Source organism: Halomarina rubra (genome assembly GCF_023699475.1).
Classification (GTDB): Archaea; Halobacteriota; Halobacteria; order Halobacteriales; family Haloarculaceae; genus Halomarina; species Halomarina rubra.
Genome location: NZ_JALXFV010000007.1, coordinates 157,741 through 176,709, shown reverse-complemented (window position 1 = coordinate 176,709; position 18,969 = coordinate 157,741). Strand labels below are relative to the sequence as shown.

Annotated in this window: 14 protein-coding genes; 9 read left to right on the top strand and 5 right to left on the bottom strand. The window is 66.5% G+C overall.

Annotation, left to right across the window (positions count from 1 at the left end):
- Positions 1-29 precede the first annotated feature (29 nt).
- On the bottom strand, positions 30-743 hold the full coding sequence (locus M1L36_RS13625) for a DUF2270 domain-containing protein (RefSeq protein ID WP_250874303.1): 714 nt from the start codon (positions 741-743) through the stop codon (positions 30-32).
- Between the two features lie 249 nt (positions 744-992).
- On the opposite strand from M1L36_RS13625, the gene M1L36_RS13620 reads away from it, so the two are divergent.
- From M1L36_RS13620 to M1L36_RS13610, 3 genes are all read left to right on the top strand, one after another.
- Entirely contained in the window at positions 993-1,421 is a 429-nt protein-coding gene (locus M1L36_RS13620) for a CopG family ribbon-helix-helix protein (RefSeq protein ID WP_250874302.1), read from the top strand.
- A 193-nt stretch (positions 1,422-1,614) separates the two neighbouring features.
- Entirely contained in the window at positions 1,615-3,099 is a 1,485-nt protein-coding gene (gene arcD, locus M1L36_RS13615; RefSeq protein ID WP_379820097.1) for an arginine/ornithine antiporter ArcD, read from the top strand.
- Positions 3,100-3,254: 155 nt separating this feature from the next.
- Positions 3,255-4,130 (top strand): universal stress protein, encoded by an 876-nt coding sequence (locus M1L36_RS13610; protein ID WP_250874300.1) that lies wholly within the window; start codon positions 3,255-3,257, stop codon positions 4,128-4,130.
- A gap of 101 nt (positions 4,131-4,231) precedes the next feature.
- On the opposite strand, the gene M1L36_RS13605 is transcribed toward M1L36_RS13610, so the two are convergent.
- On the bottom strand, positions 4,232-4,396 hold the full coding sequence (locus M1L36_RS13605) for a hypothetical protein (RefSeq protein ID WP_250874299.1): 165 nt from the start codon (positions 4,394-4,396) through the stop codon (positions 4,232-4,234).
- Between the two features lie 439 nt (positions 4,397-4,835).
- On the opposite strand from M1L36_RS13605, the gene M1L36_RS13600 reads away from it, so the two are divergent.
- The 3 genes from M1L36_RS13600 to M1L36_RS13590 all read left to right on the top strand — a co-directional run bounded on the left by M1L36_RS13600 (position 4,836) and on the right by M1L36_RS13590 (position 8,522).
- Positions 4,836-5,495 (top strand): helix-turn-helix domain-containing protein, encoded by a 660-nt coding sequence (locus tag M1L36_RS13600; protein WP_250874298.1) that lies wholly within the window; start codon positions 4,836-4,838, stop codon positions 5,493-5,495.
- A gap of 161 nt (positions 5,496-5,656) precedes the next feature.
- Positions 5,657-7,030, top strand: a complete 1,374-nt coding sequence (locus M1L36_RS13595) for an aminomethyltransferase family protein (protein ID WP_250874297.1) — start codon at positions 5,657-5,659, stop codon at positions 7,028-7,030.
- Positions 7,031-7,145: 115 nt separating this feature from the next.
- Positions 7,146-8,522, top strand: coding sequence for an FAD-binding oxidoreductase (locus tag M1L36_RS13590; RefSeq protein WP_250874296.1), 1,377 nt, complete (start codon positions 7,146-7,148; stop codon positions 8,520-8,522).
- 157 nt (positions 8,523-8,679) lie between these two features.
- Here the strand turns inward: M1L36_RS13590 and M1L36_RS13585 are convergent, their stop codons facing one another.
- The 3 genes from M1L36_RS13585 to M1L36_RS13575 form a co-directional block, all read right to left on the bottom strand.
- Positions 8,680-9,897 carry a hypothetical protein gene (locus M1L36_RS13585; protein ID WP_250874295.1) on the bottom strand — a complete coding sequence of 406 codons (1,218 nt, stop codon included), beginning with the start codon at positions 9,895-9,897 and terminating at the stop codon, positions 8,680-8,682.
- 104 nt (positions 9,898-10,001) lie between these two features.
- Entirely contained in the window at positions 10,002-10,856 is an 855-nt protein-coding gene (locus M1L36_RS13580; RefSeq protein WP_250874294.1) for a methylenetetrahydrofolate reductase, read from the bottom strand.
- 58 nt (positions 10,857-10,914) lie between these two features.
- Complete coding sequence (locus tag M1L36_RS13575; protein ID WP_250874293.1) at positions 10,915-12,033, bottom strand: DUF8073 domain-containing protein; 1,119 nt, start codon at positions 12,031-12,033, stop codon at positions 10,915-10,917.
- Positions 12,034-12,287: 254 nt separating this feature from the next.
- Here M1L36_RS13575 and M1L36_RS13570 point away from each other — a divergent pair, with 254 nt between their 5' ends.
- From M1L36_RS13570 to ilvA, 3 genes are all read left to right on the top strand, one after another.
- Complete coding sequence (locus tag M1L36_RS13570) at positions 12,288-14,861, top strand: GcvT family protein (protein ID WP_250874292.1); 2,574 nt, start codon at positions 12,288-12,290, stop codon at positions 14,859-14,861.
- 173 nt (positions 14,862-15,034) lie between these two features.
- Positions 15,035-17,584 carry a GcvT family protein gene (locus M1L36_RS13565; protein ID WP_250874291.1) on the top strand — a complete coding sequence of 850 codons (2,550 nt, stop codon included), beginning with the start codon at positions 15,035-15,037 and terminating at the stop codon, positions 17,582-17,584.
- A 50-nt stretch (positions 17,585-17,634) separates the two neighbouring features.
- Complete coding sequence (ilvA, locus tag M1L36_RS13560) at positions 17,635-18,888, top strand: threonine ammonia-lyase (protein WP_250874290.1); 1,254 nt, start codon at positions 17,635-17,637, stop codon at positions 18,886-18,888.
- The last annotated feature ends 81 nt before the right edge of the window (positions 18,889-18,969 follow it).

Sequence of the window (18,969 nt, the reverse complement as noted above, 5' to 3'; positions counted from 1 at the left end):
CGTAGTTTCTGAACAACCGGTCGGTGGGGTCACTCCTCCTCACAACGTTCTTTCCTGAGGTTCTCGGCACGCAACTCCCCGGTGGCGTGCCAGATGCGTGGACGGAACGCGACCACGACGCAGCCGAGGAACGCCAGCGCGACGACGGCCGTCACCGTCGCCCCCGGAAGCATCCCGATGTCGGCGCTCGCGGGCCACCCGACCGCCGAGAACGACGTCACCCGAAGCACCCACGCACCGTTGAGGATGGCGAACAAGGGCAGGTACACCCGCCGAAGGCGGTGTGCGACGGCCTCCTCTGCCGTTATCTTCATCGTCGGATTGACGTAGTCCTCGGCCAGTTCGTGTCGCCAGTCGGGGTCGACGTCCCGTTCCGGGTCCAGCCCCGGTGCCCAGACGCTCTGCTGGAGGTACCGGACGCGTGACCGCCAGATGTCGTACGCGCGGTAGCGTCGCGCCTCGATGACGAGGAACAGCGCGACGGCAGCGTTGCCGATGAGCAGGACGTAGTGAGGGTTCTCCTGGTTCGTGAACGCGAACGTCAATAGGGCCGCGAGGACAATGACGGCCCAGTTAGTCGTCTTGTCGAGACGCTCGCGCCAGAGCTTCATCCGGTGGACCTCGCCACGATAGAGGTGTGCGAGCGCCGAACTCGGTCCCATCTCCACGTCGAGGAGTCCCTCGCCGACGTGGGGGTCGGCGAGCGACGACGACTCCCCCTCGGTCTCTTTGGACTGTCCCATCGAGTACCAGTCGGCCGTGTGCGCCCAAAAAGATTGTGCAATTAGCACAATACCGATGCCCCCAGATGCTCGAGCTCGGTCCCTCGCGTCACCCTCGCTGTTCGTATGGTTCTCGGTGTCCGTTAACATCAACGTCGACGCGTCTCGACGCTCGAACGGGCCGTCGTAGACCAGTGGCACGTCTAAAGGTCGGCGGTCGGGCCGACGTCACCCACAAAGATTAACAGTGAATCGGGGTAATATTGTGATATGGCAGTCGTCAGCGTCTCCATGCCCGATGCCCTCCTCGAACGACTCGACGAATTCGCCGAGGAACACGGCTACACGGGTCGAAGCGAAGTCGTCCGCGAAGCGTCGCGCAAACTCCTCGGCGAATTCGAGGACAAGCGTCTCGACGACCGCGAACTGATGGGTATCGTCACCGTCCTGTTCGACTACGACACCACCGCCGTCGAGGAGCGGATGATGCAACTCCGCCACGAGAACGAGGGCATCGTCGCTTCGAACTTCCACAGCCACGTCGGCTCCCACCGGTGTATGGAACTGTTCGTCCTGGAGGGGTCCCTCGAGGAGATCTCCGCGTTCGTCGGGAAGATTCGCGCGACCAAGGACACCCTCAACATCGACTACTCGGTCATCCCCGTCGACGACAGCGCTTCGCTCCTCTCGACGGAGTGACCGACCGCTGGGGGCGGTGACCCTCGCCCAACTGTCCTCCTCCTTTCAACCCCGCTTCGACCGCCCGACGTGAGCACGTGACCGCCGTCAGCGTCGGGTACGGCCCCGGTCCGAGTAAGGGACCGGGTTCGTGTTCCTTCGGAAATAGCTTTGGTTATACTTCGACGGTTTCAAATGCTTCAAGGTAATACGAATGGTCGAACCAATGACCACGGCGCAGTTCGACGACGGCCCGGACCACCGGCTGACGACCGCCCAGACGCTCGTTCCGGTCGTCGGGATGGTCGCGTTCCTCGGTCTCGGGTCGGGGGCGCTCGGTCTCGCGCCACACGCCCCGTTGCTCTGGAGCATCGTGCTGACCGGACTGGTCGGGCGCTACTGGGTCGGCGTCGAGTGGGACGACCTCCTCGGTGGCGTCGAGGGCGCGTTGCGGGCAGGCATTCAGGCGTTGCTCATCCTGTTTCTCATCTACGCGCTCGTCGCGACGTGGATCTCCGCCGGCACCATTCCAGGGATGATGTACTACGGCCTCGGCGTGTTGACGCCGACCGTGTTCCTTCCGGTGGCAGCAGTGCTCGCCGGCGTCGTCGCCTTCGCCATCGGTTCGTCGTGGACGACGGCAGGGACGCTCGGCGTCGCGTTCGTCGGCATCGGCTCCGGGTTGGGAATCCCCATCCCGATGACAGCGGGCGCGGTGCTCTCGGGCGCGTACGCGGGCGACAAGCAGTCGCCACTGTCGGACACGACGAACCTCGCGGCGGCGGTCACCGACACCGACCTCTACCACCACATTCGCGGGATGCGGTGGGGCACGCTCCTCGCGTTCGGTCTCTCACTACTCGTCTACGCCTGGCTCGGCCTGTCGACGACCGGGTCGATACCGGCGGGTCGCGTCGCCTCGATACAGACCGCCATCGCGGGGTCGTACGTCCTCTCACCGCTCGTCGCCGTCCCGCTGGTCGTCACGTTCGGGCTAGCGCTGCGGGGTCGACCCGCGCTCCCGACGCTCGTCGCCGGCATCTTCGCCGGTGTGGGAACCACGGTCCTCGTCCAGGGTGTCGGGTTCTCGGCTGCGTGGGAGGTGTTCCTGAACGGCACCGCCCCCGAGACGGGGGTCGCGCTGGTCGACGACCTGCTCGCGAGCGACGGCCTCTCCGGGTCGGCGTGGACCGTCGGCGTCGTCGTCCTGGCGCTCTCGCTGGGCGGGACGCTCCAGGCGACGGGCGTCCTCTCGGAACTCGCTCGCCGACTCACCGCGGCGATTCGCGGCCGGGGGAGCCTCGTCGCAGGCACGGGCGTCGCCGCGTTCGTCACGAACGCCCTGTCCGCCCAGCAGTACATGAGCATCGTCGTCCCCGGGATGACGCTCCAGGACCTCTACGAGGAGTACGGCCTCGACAGTCGGGCGCTGTCGCGAGCGGTCGAGGCCGTCGGGACGCCGAGCGGTGCGTTGCTCCCGTGGCACGCCGGCGGTGTCTACATGATGAGCGTCTTCGGTGTCGAGACCGTCCAGGTCGGGCTGAGTATCGGCGTCGCGTACGTCGGGTTCCCGGTACCCGCCTACGCGCCGTACTACCTGTTCGCGTTCTTCTCGCCGCTCGTGTTCTTCTTCATGACAGCGAGCGGGGCCGCCATCGAGGGTGCGTCCGTGTCGGAGTCTGTCCCCGCCGACGACTGAGTAACCCTCGTCGACTCCGGTCGGACGGAAATCAACCGAGCGACTCGGTGTGCAGGCTGAAATCCTCTGTATGAACGGGCCAACGGTATGTCGGTGTCACCGGAGTGGGGGGCGAAGTTTATCAACTCGCTGAACTGACGGCCGGTCGATCGACGATGTACGACAGTGTGCTCATCCCGACAGACGGTAGCACAGTCGCGACCGTCGCTGCCGAGGCCGCGATTTCGCTGGCTGACCAGTTCGACGCCGAGCTACACACCCTCTCAGTGTACGACCCCGAGGACTTCCCCGAGGGTGAGGAGAAAAACGCGGACGACGCAGACACCGACCCTGGCCCCGCAGCGGTCGCGGCCGTCGAGAGACGAGCGACCGCGGCGGACCTCGTGACGACCACGGCAGTGGTCGAACAGACGGGAGACGTCCACGACCACATCGTGTCGTACGCGACCGACCACGACATCGGCTGTATCGTCATGGGGACCGCCGGCCGGACCGGACTCCGCCGGTTCATCCTCGGAAGTGTCACAGAACAGACCCTCCGCGCCTCGCCGGTCCCCGTCTTCACCGTCCACGAGGACACCTCGATTGACGACTGGTTCGGTTCCGTACTGGTTCCGTTAGACGGGAGTGAAGACGCCGAGATGGCACTCGACCACGCCATCGAACTGTCGCTCACGACGGGGGCAGAACTCTCGGTCGTCCACGTCGTCGATATCGGCGTCGTCTGGGGTGACGTCGACGTCGGAATGGTTCTGGACGCACTGGCACAAACCGGCCACCGAATCATCGACCAGGCGGTCGACCGAGCCGAAAGTGCCGGTGTATCGTCCGTCGATGGATTGGTGCTAGAGGGGACGCCGTATCGGGGTATTCTCGACTGCGCGGACGACCAACACGTCGACGCAATCGTCATGGGGACACACGGACGGACGGGTCTCGACCGGTACCTACTGGGGAGCGTCGCAGAACGGGTCGTGCGGCTCTCGACGGTCCCAGTGCTCACGCTGAACGACGGTCACGAGGACGATTGATCGGCGTCGACCGTCGAGAGTATCGAGTCTCTGGTCGAGCGACACTCTGGGTTCGTCGACCGGTGTCCAGAAGAACGGCGTCGGGGGGCGGTCGTCGGTCGTTACTCCTCGGTTCGAACCGGCATCCGCACGAATCGGTGGCGGTTGAGGAGTCGGCTCACGAAACGTTCGATGCGGTCGAACTTCGGCGGGAGCGCGACGGCGGGGAGGTAGATGTCGTCGAACTGCTGTTCGCGTCGAGTCGCGATGTCCGTTTGCTCTTTCATCTCACTCTTCGGTACGAACCAGGCGGGCATAACCCTTCGTACGTACAACCACAGGCGTTTAAGTGAACGTTTCGAACAACTATTCAATAACTACTGCCTGTTTCGTGCGTGACAACGGCCATCATACCTACAATGTCAAAATAAACTCCTCCCTGAGTTTTCGGTGGTAACCGTACCGGCATCTGGCTGAGCGTTGGAAACCACCTGTCTACAGTGTGAAACCAGCGATTTCGGGGAATGGAGCGTCGCATCCTGCCCGGCTATCGGTGGACGTGGCGTCCTGTCGGTCCGTGGTATCAGCCGTCGGAGAGATGTGAACACTGATTGCGGTGTCGGATAATCTGTCGAGCAGGTCGCCGTCGTCCGGTTCCCGTCGCCGACCGTCGCTCCGTTCGACGGCCCGGGAGGCACGGACACAGAGACGGTGTCGCGCACCCCCATGTCGATAACCGCAACGATACACATCCGCCACGACAGGCTCGCTCTCGTCCCGACACTCCGGCGTCTCGACGACGTCGCGATTCGGGTGATACCGCAGGGGAACACGAGTCCGGGGTCGACGATGTTCCCGTTCCTCGTCGAGTACACGGACCGAGCGAAACTGGAAGCAGCGTTCGACGACGACCCGACGGTCGAATCCTACAGCCTCGTCGACTGGACGGACGACCAGGGCATCTACTACATCGAACACGCCCCGGAGACGAAGCTCATCAGCACCGTCGTGACGGAGGCCAACGGTTTCCTCATGCACACTGAGACGACCGACGGCGGCTGGTTCGTCCGCCTGCTCCTCCCGGACCGGGCGGCGCTCAACGATATCTGGACGTACGCCAACCAACACGACATCTCCTTCGACATCATCGAGATCTACGGCAACGAGGACGCGAGCGGGCAGTCGTCTTACGGACTCACCGACCAGCAGCGGTCGACGCTGTTGCTCGCGTTCGACCGTGGCTACTTCCGGGCCCCGCGCGAAGCCTCCCTTGACGAGATCGCCCACGAACTTGACCTCTCCTCGACGGCGGTGAGCGGGCGACTCCGTCGTGGCATCCGCAACCTCATCGCCGCGACCATCGCCGAGAACCGCCGCCGCGAGTGAGGCCGTCCCATCACGGCCCCGTCACACAAGGGGGCCGTCTTCCGAGACACCTGTCGGATGAACCACCGAGACGCCATCGCGGCGTGCCACTCGGTGGCATAAAAATACCATCTATTCTTAACGACCTCGTTTATATGTGAGTGGAAGCGACATTTCGAGGTATGTCAGACAACAACGAGCACCCGAATCACCCGTCGGTCGACCAGTCCGACCGCGTGTTGCCACGGAACCTCAGACAGAGTGGCGACCCGGGTATCCGGATGCTGGTCTCGACGCGCGTGCGGAAATCGCCGTTCTTCCACAAGTCGTTCAACGAGGAGGGGGCCTGGCGCTGTACGGTGTACAACCGCATCTACCACCCGCGCGGACTCGTCGAACCGGAAGACGGCGGCGCGATGGCCGAGTACGAGGCGCTGACCGAGAAGGTGACGCTGTGGGACGTCGCCGTCGAGCGCCAGATTCGCGTCAAGGGGCCCGACGCCGAGGCGCTCACCGACTACGTCATCACCCGCGACGCGACGAAGATCGAACCGATGCACGGGAAGTACGTCATCCTCTGTAACGAGAACGGCGGCATCCTCAACGACCCCGTGTTGCTCCGCGTCGCCGAGGACGAGTTCTGGTTCTCCATCTCCGATTCGACGCTCATGCAGTGGCTCCAGGGCGTCAACGTCGGGATGGACTTCGACGTCGAGATCGACGAGATTGACGTCGCGCCGATGCAGATTCAGGGACCGCTCTCCGAGGACGTGATGCGCGAGGTCGTCGGCGAGGAGGTCAGCGACATCCCGTACTACGGGCTGATGGATGCCGAAGTGAACGGCGCGGAGGTACTGGTCAGTCAGACCGGGTTCTCCGGCGAGAAGGGCTTCGAGATATACGTCAAGGACGCGATGGAGAACGCAGAACGCGTCTGGGATCCCGTTCTGGAGACGGTCAAAGAGCACGGCGGGATGCAGATCGCACCGGGCCACCACCGCCGTATCGCGGCGGGTATTCTCTCGTGGGGCCAGGACATGGACCACGAGACCTCGCCGTTCCAGGTCAACCTCGGCTACCAGGTCCCCAGCGGGAAGGAGGGCGACTACATCGGCAAGGAGGAGCTGGAACGCCAGCAGGCGCTCATCGAGGACGGCGAGTACCCGTTCAGCCTGAAACTCGTCGGGTTGAAGATGGCCGGCGAACCCATCCGGGACTACGCACCGGACTTCTGGATCGTCTCGGACCCCGAAACCGGTGAGGAGTGTGGCTACATGACCTCGCCATGGTGGAACCCGGACCTGGAGACGAACATCGGCCTCGGGTTCGTCCCGGCCGAGAAACTCCAGGCCGAGACCGACGCCACCCTCGACGACGAAATCTACGAGGAGGACCTCGACATCGAGTTCGAAGTTCACCTCCCCGACGAGTACGCCGAAGAGACCGGCGAACCGGTGTACGCCACCGTCGCCGAGGTGCCGTTCAAGGAGTCCGTCAACCCGAGCGCCCGCGAGCAGGCGAAGCTCCACGCCCGCCAGGACGCCAACGACGACTGACCGCTCACCGACCGACGATTCTTTCGACACCACCGATGACCGAACGCTCACCAGTGAGTCGACCAGTCCCCTCCGAGAGCACCGTCGCTCGGTGGCGGACTCCGAGGGGGAACGGATGACCGAGCCACCGGACGCGGTGCTTCGCGAACGCGCTCGCGGCGACGTCCTCGACCCGTCCGACCCGGGCTACGACGACGCACGGGGTGTCTGGAACGCGATGGTCGACAGCCGACCGGACCTCGTCCTCCGCTGTGTCGGCGCGGCGGACGTCGTCGCCGGCGTCGAGACCGCCCGCGAGTTCGACCTGACGCTCGGGGTGAAAGGCGGTGGCCACCACGTCTCGGGGTGTGCGGTCCCCGACGAAGGGTTGCTCCTCGACCTCGGACCGATGGACGACGTCGCTGTCGCGCCCGGTGCGGAGCGGGTCCGCGTCGGGCCGGGGGCGACCTGGGGGCAGGTCGACCACGAGACCGCGGCGTTCGGCCGAGCGGTGCCGGGCGGACAGGACCCGAACATCGGTGTCGCAGGGTTGACGCTCGGGGGCGGCGTCGGTTGGCTCAGCCGGAAGTACGGCCTCACGAGCGACAACCTGCTGGGTGCCGACGTGGTCACGGCTGACGGACAACTCGTCCGCGCGAGCGAGGGCGACAACCCCGACCTGTTCTGGGCGCTCCGTGGCGGTGGTGGGAACGTCGGCATCGTCACCGCCTTCGAGTTCCGACTGCACCCGGTCGACCGGGTGTTCGCGGGGTCGCTCGTCTACCCGACGGACGACCTCCGGTCGGTCGCGAAGCGCTACGAGTCGTTCGTGGCGGACGCACCACGCGAGGTCAGGGTCCTGTTCGGGTCGATGACGCTCCCGGACAGTTCGTACTTCCCCGAGTCGGTCCGCGACTCGCGTGTGAGTATCCTCATCTGCTGTTACGCCGGCCCCGCCGACGAGGGTCGCGAGGTGCTCGCGCCGCTCCGCGAGTTCGACACGCCGCTCGTCGACAGTCTCCGGGAACGTCCCTACACCGCGTTCCAGCGGGCCGGCGACAGCGGCGGGCCGATGCGGACGACCCTCCGGACACAGTACCTCTCGACGCTCTCGGACGACGCGCTGGCCGTCGTCGAACAGTTCGTCGGGAAGGCTCCCTCGCCGGGGGCGACCGTCTTCGTCTCGCCGCGAAGCGGGGCCGAGACCGACCCGCCGTCGGACCCGACGGCCTACCCGCACCGCGAGGACTGTCACCACCTCCTCGTCGAAGCGCGGTGGGACTCGCCGGACCGTGACGACGAACACGTCTCCTGGGTCCGAGCGTTCCACGAGGCGCTCACACCGTACACGACCGACGGCGCGGCGATGAACTTCCTCACCGACGACGAACCCAGTGCCCGTGTTCGTGCCGCCTACGGCGACAACTACGAGCGCCTCGCCAGGGTGAAAGCACGGTGGGACCCCGAGAACCTGTTCCGGTCGAACCAGAACGTCCCGCCGGCAGACAGGTGAGGCGACGAGGCGAGAAGCCGTGTCGTGGTGTCGTAGTGGCGTCGCGAGAGTTCGGCCCTGCAATCTGGTGTTCGAACGACGATTCGGCGACGGTCTACGTCGTGTCAGCAGTGTCGACGACCGTACCGACAGTTGAGGGTACCGTGCCGAGTGGCGTTCACGGACTGCTCTCGTTGGTCGAGCCGGGCTCGGGAACCGCTATCGGGACTTCGAGGACCGTCTCGCCGTCGCGACTCACTCGGACCACCGCTCGCCCGTCGGCGCGTTCGTCGACGGTTGCGAGTTCGTCGTCCGAGAGTGAGAGGACGACCCCGAAGCGGTCGTACGGCGAGATTCGGAGGCCGTACTCGTCGAGCACGGTCCCGTCGGCTCCCAGCAGTCCGACGTTCGTGTCGCCCCGATCGCCGGCGGGGTTCTCGACCACGACGACGACGGTCCCGTCGGTCCCGACGGCCGACCGCGACTCGTTCACCGACCATCCGTACTCACCCCGGTCTGCCTCCGCCTCGGCGACGAACCCTCCCGAGTCGAGCGACACCGGGTCGAGACTGTAGGTTCGGTCGCTCACGGTCGCACCGCTCGCGGTGGTGACGGTGACCCGGTACTCTCCGGGTGTGAGCGTGAGGCGGTCCTGACGACTCGTGTGGAGGCCGAACGAGAGTGTCTCCGTCCCGTCGGCGAGCGCGCCGCGGGAGAGTCGTTCGGTGAACCGGTTGCCGTCGGGGTCGGTGACGTGCACCCTGACGGTCGCTGGACCGCCTTCGAGCGTGACGTCGAGGGACGGTGCTGGTCGGCCAGCGTCGGCGGAACCGCGCTCCATCCCGAGGTCCGCCACCGCGACGGAACCGGCGGCGGCGTGGTTCGCGACGACCAGCCCGAGCGCAGCGACGCCGAGCAGCGTGACCGACGCGGTGGCCAGCGTCCGCGCACTCGGGCGGTGAGAACGCCCGTCGACGTAACGGTGGACCGCCTCCGAGACGCGCGTCGCGGCGACGCCCGCGACACCGAACGCGACGACGAAGAAGAACAGCCCGCCGATGGTATCGGAACTGACGGAGGTGCGGTCGCCGAAGAGGTAGAGTGCCGTCTCTCCGTGGCCGACCAGCGTGAGCAGCGGGACGACGAAGAAGAACACGACCGGGAGTCCGATGGCGGTCGTGAGGAAGTCCCGCCGGTTCGGGTCGACGCGTTCGAGGAACGCCCACGCGAGGACGCCGTAGGCGACCGCGACGGCGAGACCGAACGCCTCAGCGCTGAGGTACATCGCGAACACGTCGCCCGTCGTCTCCGCGAGGGTGAACGCACCCAGGAGACTACTGCCCACCACGAGCAGGCTGTAGAACGAGTCGGGAGGGGAGTCGGTGTCGGGGGACACTACGTGCGTGTTGGAATCCGGACAGATAAACCGTCGGACGGTCGCGACTGTCGGCTGCTACGGGGCGAGAACGGGCGTCGAGGTCGGTCGGGTGCCGAAGTCGGTCAGGAGAGCCGTCCGCGTCGCCACTCCTCTGTGTCGGCGGTCTCGTTGAACGTGTAGATGTGGAGGCCGCTGATGCCGTAGGCGTCGTCGGTCGCGTACGGTGCGAGTCCGTCGACGAGGTCGTCGGGCGTGTAGGTGCCTCGCGAACCGACGAGCTGTTTGACGAACCCGACGATGCCGGTCGTCTTCTGCAGGAACTTCACGGAGTCGCCGACACCGACCTTCTGAGAGATCTTCAGCAGGCGCTGGTACTTCATCACGCCGGGAATCCCGACCTCGACCGGCAGGTCGACGCCGCGCTCTCGGAGCGTCTCGACCCAGTCGACGATTGCCTCGGGGTCGTAACAGAGCTGTGTGACGACGTACGTCGCGAAGGGGAGCTTCTGTTGCATCGAGTCGGCGAGCGTCTGCTCGTCGATGAACGCGTGGCCCTCGGGGTAGCCGGTGATGCCGACCTCCGCGAAGTCGTAGCCCAGGTCGTCGAGCGCCGCGAGCAGGTCGTACGCCGACTCGAACTCGCCGGCGGGTTCCTCGCGGTCACCGCCGGGGACGAACACGTCGGTGATGCCGGCGTCGACCAACCGCCCGGCGATGTCGTCGAGGTGGTCACGGTCGGTGACGTAGCGGGCCGCTATGTGCGGCGAGACGTCGAACCCGGCCGCGGCGGCCTGTTCTGACCGCTCGACGGTCCGTTCGATACCCAACTGTGGCGACGTCGTGATGGCGATGGTCGCGTCCTCGGGCAGGTACGTTATCTCCTCGTCGAAGCTCTCGAACGGCATCAACTCGAACCGAGCGTTCGTCAGGAGCTCCCCGACGCCCGCTGTGTCGGCGACCGACGACTCCAGGGACATGGTGTGTGACTAGATGCCACTCTGGCACTTCGCTCTGTGGGTCCGACAGGGAACCCGTTTAAACGACGGAGGGGTCGTCGTTCGCGGGGGCCGACGACCGCTCGATACGTTCGAGCAGGTCCTCCGTGGAGTACTCCCGCCGGTGCTCGCCCCCGATTCGGTGGAGCACGAACTCCAGGAGGTCGAGGTCGTCGAGCAACCGCTTCGTCGTCCGTCGGTCGAGGTCGAGTCGTCGCTGGACTTGGTACACGGTCGCCGACGCGAGGACGGCGTCGACGAGGTCGTCGACGGTGACCCCCTCCGGGAGCCGTCTCGCGACGGCCTCGACGTCGTGCGGGTGGAGTCGGGCCGACGCAGCGTCGAGGTCCGTCCCGTTCGTGGCGGCGTCCTCGGCAGGCCGACGGGTGTTCTCGGGGCCGTCACCGTCTCTCGTCGCGTACGAGGCGGCGGTGTGAACGCCCGCGTCGATCATGTACCGACGTACCGTCTCCGTCGAGACGTCCATCCCGAGATAGCGGTTCATCTCGGCGAACGTGTCACACGACGTGTACAGCTCCTGGAGGAACGGCGTGTCCTCGTACGGCGGTCGTGACTCGTCTCGAACCGCCTCGAGGCGTTCGACGAGCGGATCGTCGTGGGTCGGCGGTCCCGCGCTGACGGTCGTGTCGCCGTCGCCCGTCTCCGCGTTCGGTTCCGTCTCGTCAGACTCCCCTTCGACCGCCGTCTCGACGCTCGGCGTCTGTTCGGGTGCCGCCGGTTCGACGGCGTCGGCGACACGGTCGGCGGACACGCCTCCTGGCTGTTCGGGTGTCCCCACGTCCGCGGGGTCGACACGGAGCGCGACAGTCAACACGACGTCGGCTCCCGTGACGACCGTCTCCTCGACGGAGGCAGACACCGCGTCCGCCAACTCGTCGTCGAGTTCGTCGAGCACGGGCGTCGAGAACTCGATGCTGACGCCGGCCGTCTCGGTCGGTGTCGCCGCTCTCGGTTCCAGCGTGACCCCGCGACTCGCATCGGGTGCCGGACAGAACGACACCGGAAGCTGGAGCGTCGCCTCGAGCCGTCCCGTCCCCGCGTCGACGGTTCTCACTTCGAGGTCGCGGACGGACTGTCCACGCGACTCGAACTCCTCGACGACACGGGCGAGGATATCGAACGAGGTTCGGAGCCCCATAGCTATGTTGGCATGTGACACGTTGTGGTTGATAAGGCTACGTGGTGACTACCGAACCCCTTCAAGAGGCGGCCGCACGGGTCCAGTCCGTCGGTCGTCGGACCGGTCGAGGAAAGAGGTCACCGACGTGCGGTTCCCGGACTCGGTCTCGCACGGGCACAACTCGACGCGTCGGCTGGCGGAGGCGTCGAGGAGGGCGGTCGGTGCCGGCGGTAAGTATATTGTCGCACGAGCGGCACGTCTCAGCGAGATTCATGCAATCGACCGACAGCCTGCCGACGGAGGCGTCGACCGTCGTCGTCGGAGCCGGTATCGTCGGCTGTAACGTCGCCTACCAGTTGACGGAGATGGGCCGTGAGGACGTCGTCGTCGTCGACCAGGGGCCGATGCCCACGACTGGCGGCTCTTCGACCCACGCGCCGGGCATCATGTTCCAGACCGCCGAAGACAAGATCCTCACCAAGTTCGCCGACTACAGCCGTCAGCTCTACTCCGACCTCGAAGGTGCCGACGGCCAGCAGGCGTACCGCGAGGTCGGGGGTATCGAGGTCGCCCGCACCGACGAACGGATGGCGTTCCTCGAACGGCGCGTCGAGAACGCGCTGGCGTGGGGCATCGACGACCCGCAGGTGCTCTCGCCCGAGGAAGTCACGGACCACCTCCCGCTGGTCGACGCCGACCGGATTCTGGGCGGGTACTACTCCCCCACCGACGGCCAGGCCTCGGGCGTCGTGGCGTGTGACGCGCTCGCGCGCGCGGCGATGGACCGCGGTGCGGCGTTCGTCCCCCACACTCGGACGGAGGACGTCGAGGTCGCCGACGGCTCCGTTCGGGCCGTCGTCACCGAGAACGGCCGCATCGAGTGCGAGGAGGTGGTCGTCGCGACGAACATCTGGGCGCGCCAACTCGGCGAGAAACTCGGCGTCCACCTCCCGGTCGCGCCGGTCGAACACCAGTACACGATGACCGAACCGCTCGCCGAACTCGCGGACAACGCCGTCGACGTCACCGGCCACCCCCTCTACGAGAACTACGAGAACGTCTCCGGCGAGAAGGCCGAGCGGCTGCTCGCTGCTCCCGACCGGCCCATCCTCCGCGACCAGGACAACGCGATGTACTATCGCACGCACGGTGACTCCTACGGCATCGGGTCGTACAACCACGACCCGGTCGTGCCGAACCCGGAGGACCTCGGGGGGAACGACCCCGAGGGCAACCAGGCGTCGGTCCACGACTTCACCGAGCGGTTCATGGACGAAGCCACCCACCCCGACCGTCCGGACAAGTCACCTCGACAGGCCAGCGACGAACTCATCCCCGCCACGGCGGGCAAGGACCTGGAGTACAAGTACAACGGGATGTTCGCGGAGTCGCCCAACGGCCTTCCCGTCATGGGTCCCGTCGAAGGGTTCGACGGCCTCTGGACCGCGGCGGCCATCTGGATCACCCACGCCGGCGGGGCCGGGAAGGCGCTCGCAGAGTGGATGGTCAACGGGACGCCGCGCCTCCCCGACGGTCCCATCGACCTCGCCCACGCCGACGTCAACCGGTTCGACGAACACGAGGGGAGCTGGGAGTTCACCCGCGACATCGGTGGCGAGGAGTACCGCATCGTCTACAACGTCATGCACCCCAAGTGGGTCTGGGAGGGCAAACAGCGCGACATCCGGCGGACGCCGATGTACCACAGCCACGTCGAACTGGACGCCGAACTGTGGGCGGAAGCCGGCTGGGAGGTGCCACAGTGGTTCGACTCCAACGCCGACCTCGTCGAGCGGTATCGCGACCGCATCCCCGAGCGCGAGGGCTGGGAGGCCGTCTACTGGTCACCCATCGAGGGCGTGGAGGCGCTCAACGTCCGTGAGAACGTCGGCCTCCACGACATGACCTCGTTCAACAAGATGGAGGTGGTCGGCCCCGACGCCGGCGCGTTCGTCCAGCGTCTCTGTACGAACGACATGGACATCGACGTCGGTCGGGTGCGCTACACGCTGATGTGCAACGAGGCCGGCGGCGTCCGTGCTGACATCACCGTCACGCGCACCGACGAGAATCGCTACCTCCTGTTGACGACGGGTCGGGAGGTCGGGAACAACCACGTCGCGTGGGTCCGCGACCACGCGCCGGAGGGTGTCGTCGTCAACGACGTCACCTCCAGCATGGCCGCGATGGTCTGTACGGGGCCGAACGCTCGCGACGTCCTCTCGGAGGTCACCGACGTCGACCTCTCCGACGAGGCGTTCCCGTTCTTCACCAGCCAGGAGTTCTACGTCCGGAACGTACCCGTCACCGCACTCCGGGTCTCCTACGCCGGTGAACTCGGGTGGGAGCTGTACACCCCCTCGGAGTACGGCGAGACGCTCTGGCGACACCTGCTGGAAGCGGGCGAGGACCACGGCCTCCGGCCGTACGGCAACGGTGCGCTGAACGCGCTACGCATCGAGAAGGGGTTCCGACTGTGGGGGGTCGACCTCGACACCGAACAGAACCCCTACGAGACCGGACTGGGGTGGGCCGTCGACCTCGACACCGACTTCATCGGCAAGGAGGCCGTCGCGGCGGCCGCCGCGGGCGACGACATCTCGACGAAAGTCGCCTGCCTGACGCTCGACGACCCCGAAGCCGTCGTCATGGCCGGCCGACCGGTGCTCCACAAGGGCGACCCCATCGGCTACGTCCACAGCGCCGAGTACGGCTACACCGTCGGCGCGTGCGTCGTCTACACCTACCTGCCCCCGGAGTACGCCGAACCAGGCACGGAACTGGAGATCCGCTACGAGGGCGAGCACTACGCCGCTACCGTCCGCGAGGAACCGCTGGTCGACTGACTGGGGTCGGTCGACCGACCGGTCCGCCACGACGTGGACGGTCCCCCGGCGGTCGTTGCGGGCTGTGATTCCGCGTCGTATCCGACCGCTGTCAGACTGTGGTTCGACACCCGTCGACGCTCCGCCACCGGAGTATTTAATGGTCTGACAGGTGCAACGCGCTAGCGAGTGACATGAGTGCCAAGGACCTTCCGTCGAGTGCAGAGACCGTCGTCGTCGGTGGCGGAGCCGTCGGTTGTAGCGTCGCGTACCACCTCTCGGAGCTGGGTGCGGAGGACATCGTCGTCGTCGACCAGGGACCGCTCCCGGTGACCGGCGGGTCGTCGGTCCACGCGCCGGGCATCATGTTCCAGACCTCGCCGTCGAAGATAATGACCAAGACGGCGTACTACACGAGTCGGCTCCTCTCGGAGGCGGGCGTCTACGACGAGGTCGGGGGCATCGAGGTCGCACGTAGCGACGAGCGGATGGACTTCCTCCAGCGACGAGTCGAGAACGCGCGCGCCTACGGACTGCCGGACCCACAGCTCCTCGACCCGGAGGAGGTCGCCGACCGACTCCCGCTGGTCGACCCCGACCGGATTCAGGGCGGGTACTACTCCCCCACCGACGGCCGCGTCGACGGTATCGGCGCGCTCCAGTGGTACACGGAGCACACGAACGCGACGTTCGTCGGCAAGACGGAGGTGCTCGACATCGACGTCTCGGGTGGGCAGGTCCGTAGCGTCGAGACCGACCGCGGCCGCATCGACTGCGAACGGTGTGTGATGGCGACGAACAACTGGGGCTACCAGACGGGCCGGCTCGCGGGCCTCGACCTGCCCATCGCGCCGGTCGAACACCAGTACGTCGTCACCGAGCCGCTGGAAGCGCTTTCGGAGGCCGGCAGTTCGGTCGGGAGCCACACGTCCGACCTGGAGGTGCCCGGCGACCGTAACATCCAGGAGTACATGAGCGAGGGGCCGACCCTGCCGGTCGGTCGCGACCAGGACCACTCGCTGTACTTCCGGAACCACGGCGATGCCCTCGGGATGGGGTCGTACAACCACGAGACGCTCTCGGTCGACCCGACGTCGATGGGCAAGAACACCGAGGACCGTCAGGCGTCGGTGCGGGGGTTCACCCGCGAGCACTGGGAGCGTCCGACCCACCCCGACCGGGACACGTCCGCGAAGCAGGCGTTCGACGAACTCCTGCCCGACAGCGTCGACGCGGAGTACGCCGTCACCGAGAACGGCATCTTCGTGTTCACGCCCGACGGGATGCCCGCAGTCGGGCCGACCACCACCGACGGCCTGTGGAGCGCGCTCGCCATCTGGTGGACCCACTCCGGAGGGTACGGCCGCATCGTCGCCGAGTGGATGGAGAACGGCGTCCCGCGTCTCCCCTCCGGACCGGTCGACACCGGCGGCGTCCACGTCCGTCGGTTCGAACCACACGCCGGCGAGCCCGGCTACTTCGTCGACCGTGGCGCGACCCAGTACCGGCAGGTGTACTCCATCGTCGAACCGCGCTGGCAACCGGAGGACCACCGCGGGCTGCGTCGGAGTCCCTTCTACAGCCAGCAGGAGGCGCTGGGGGCGAACTTCGTCCAGAGCGGGGGCTGGGAGAGTGCGCAGTGGTACGAGTCGAACGCCGACCTCGTCGAGCGCTACGCCGACGAGATTCCGGACCAGGAGGGGTGGCAGGCCATCAACCGCTCGCCCATCGAGGGGGCCGAACACCTCCACACCCGCGATGCGGTGTCGATGTTCGACATGACGTCGTTCTCCTCCATCGTCGTCGAGGGCGAAGGGAGCGGTGCGTTCCTCCAGCGGATGTGCAGCAACGACGTCGACATCGACGTCGGGCAGGTCCGCTACTCGCTGCTGTTGAACGAGGGCGGAGGCATCCTCGCGGACGTCACCGTCGTCCGCATCGACGATGACGAGTACGTCGTGACGACCGGCGGCGGGAACTCTCCGGGCATCCACGGCGAGTGGTTGCGAGAACACGCCCCCGACACCGTCGCGGTCCACGTCGAGGAGGGGGCACGGACGACCGTCGGCCTGTGGGGACCGAAGTCGCGGCTCCTGCTCCAGCGCTGTACCGACGCCGACGTCTCGAGGAGCGGCCTGCCGTACTTCCGCTCGAAACGGCTGTTCGTCGGTGAAGTCCCCGTCCTCGCCCTGCGAGTGTCGTACGTCGGCGAACTGGGCTACGAGCTGTGGGCTCCCGCGGAGTACGGACAGCGTCTCTGGGAGACGCTCTGGGAGGCGGGTCGGGACCTCGACGTCCGGCCGATGGGTGGCGGCGCACTGGAGTCGATGCGGCTGGAGAAGGGCTACCGTCTCTGGGGAACGGACGTCGACACGGACTCGAACCCGTACGAAGCGGGTCTCCCGTTCGCCGTCGACACCGACACCGATTTCGTCGGGAAAGAGGCACTCGAAGCCGCCCGCGAGGACGGTATCGAGAACCGTATCACACCCATCACGCTCGACGACTCGACGGACATCCTGTTGAGTGGCCGGCCGGTGCTTCACGGTGGCGAGGCCGTCGGCTACGTCCAGGCCGCGGACTTCGGCTACTCCATCGGCGAGTCGGTCGCCTACACCTACCTGCCCAGCGACCTCGCGGAGGCCGGTACCGCCGTCCAAGTACTCTGTGAGGGCGAGACGTACGACGCGACCGTCCGGGACGAACCGCTGTTCGACCCGAGTCGCGAGCGCATCCTCAGATAGTAACGTACAGCACGGACCGTCCGAGACAGTTCACCGTACACACAAAACCCATGAATTCGACCGACGACGCCGACCTCCCCGTGACGTATCGGGACATCGAACGGGCCCGCGACCGCCTCGACGACGAGTCCGTAGTCAAACGGACGCCCGTCGAGACGAGCACCTCCCTCGGGGAGCTGGTCGACGCCGACGTCTACCTGAAGATGGAGCACCTCCAGTGGACCGGCTCGTTCAAGACCCGCGGTGCGTACAACAAGATCTGTCAGGACACCGACCGGGGTGTGACGTCGTTCGTCGCCGCGAGCGCCGGCAACCACGCCCAGGGCGTCGCGCTCGCGGCGACGAAGTGTGGGGCCGACTCGACCATCTACATGCCCGAGAACGCGCCGCAGGCGAAAGTAGACGCGACACGTGGCTACGGCGCGACGGTCGAACTGGTCGGCAAGGACTTCCAGGAGACGATGCGTCACGCCAAGGAGGCGGTCGAGGGGACCGACGCCGAGTTCGTCCACGCCTACGACGACCCCGACATCATCGCGGGGCAGGGCACGCTCGGCACCGAGATCTACCACGACTGCCCGCACATCGACACGCTCATCGTTCCCATCGGTGGCGGTGGCCTCATCAGCGGCATCTCGACGGCCGTCAAGCACCTCTCGCCCGATACGCGCGTGGTCGGCGTCCAAGCCACGGGCGCACAGACGGTCCACGACAGCCTCGACAAGGGGATGCCGGTGACTCTCGACGAGGTCGACACCATCGCCGACGGTATCGCGACCGGGGGCATCTCCGAACGGACGCTTCGCATCATCAAGCGCAACGTCGACGAGGTGGTCACCGTCACAGACACCGAGATCGCCCAGGCCATCCTGCTGTTGCTCGAACGCGCCAAGCAGGTCGTCGAGGGGGCGGGCGCGGCGTCGGTCGCCGCGATGCTCAGCGACGACCTCGACGTCTCGGGGGAGACCGTCGTCCCGCTGCTGTGCGGGGGAAACCTCGACATGACGAGATTACAGACCGTCTTGGTTCACGCACTCACCGCGCGCCAGCAGATACTCAGACTGCGCATCCGCATCGACGACCGTCCGGGGACGCTCGAGGACATCGCAGGCACCATCGCCGACTACGGCGCGAACATCCACGACGTGCGCCACGACCGCTCTGTCGATGATCTGGAGATTGGCGAGGCGTACCTCGTGTTCAGGGTGGAGACGAGCGGGGAGGAGCACGCGGCGGCCATCGTCGACGCCGTCGAAGGGACCGGGTACGTCGTCGAGAACATCGCCGCGACCATCGAACGGTAGTCACGTCGGACCGGGACCCACCGACTCGACGGTCAATCTCGTGGTAACATATATCATTCGTCGTTCGGAACAGTCCGTAGG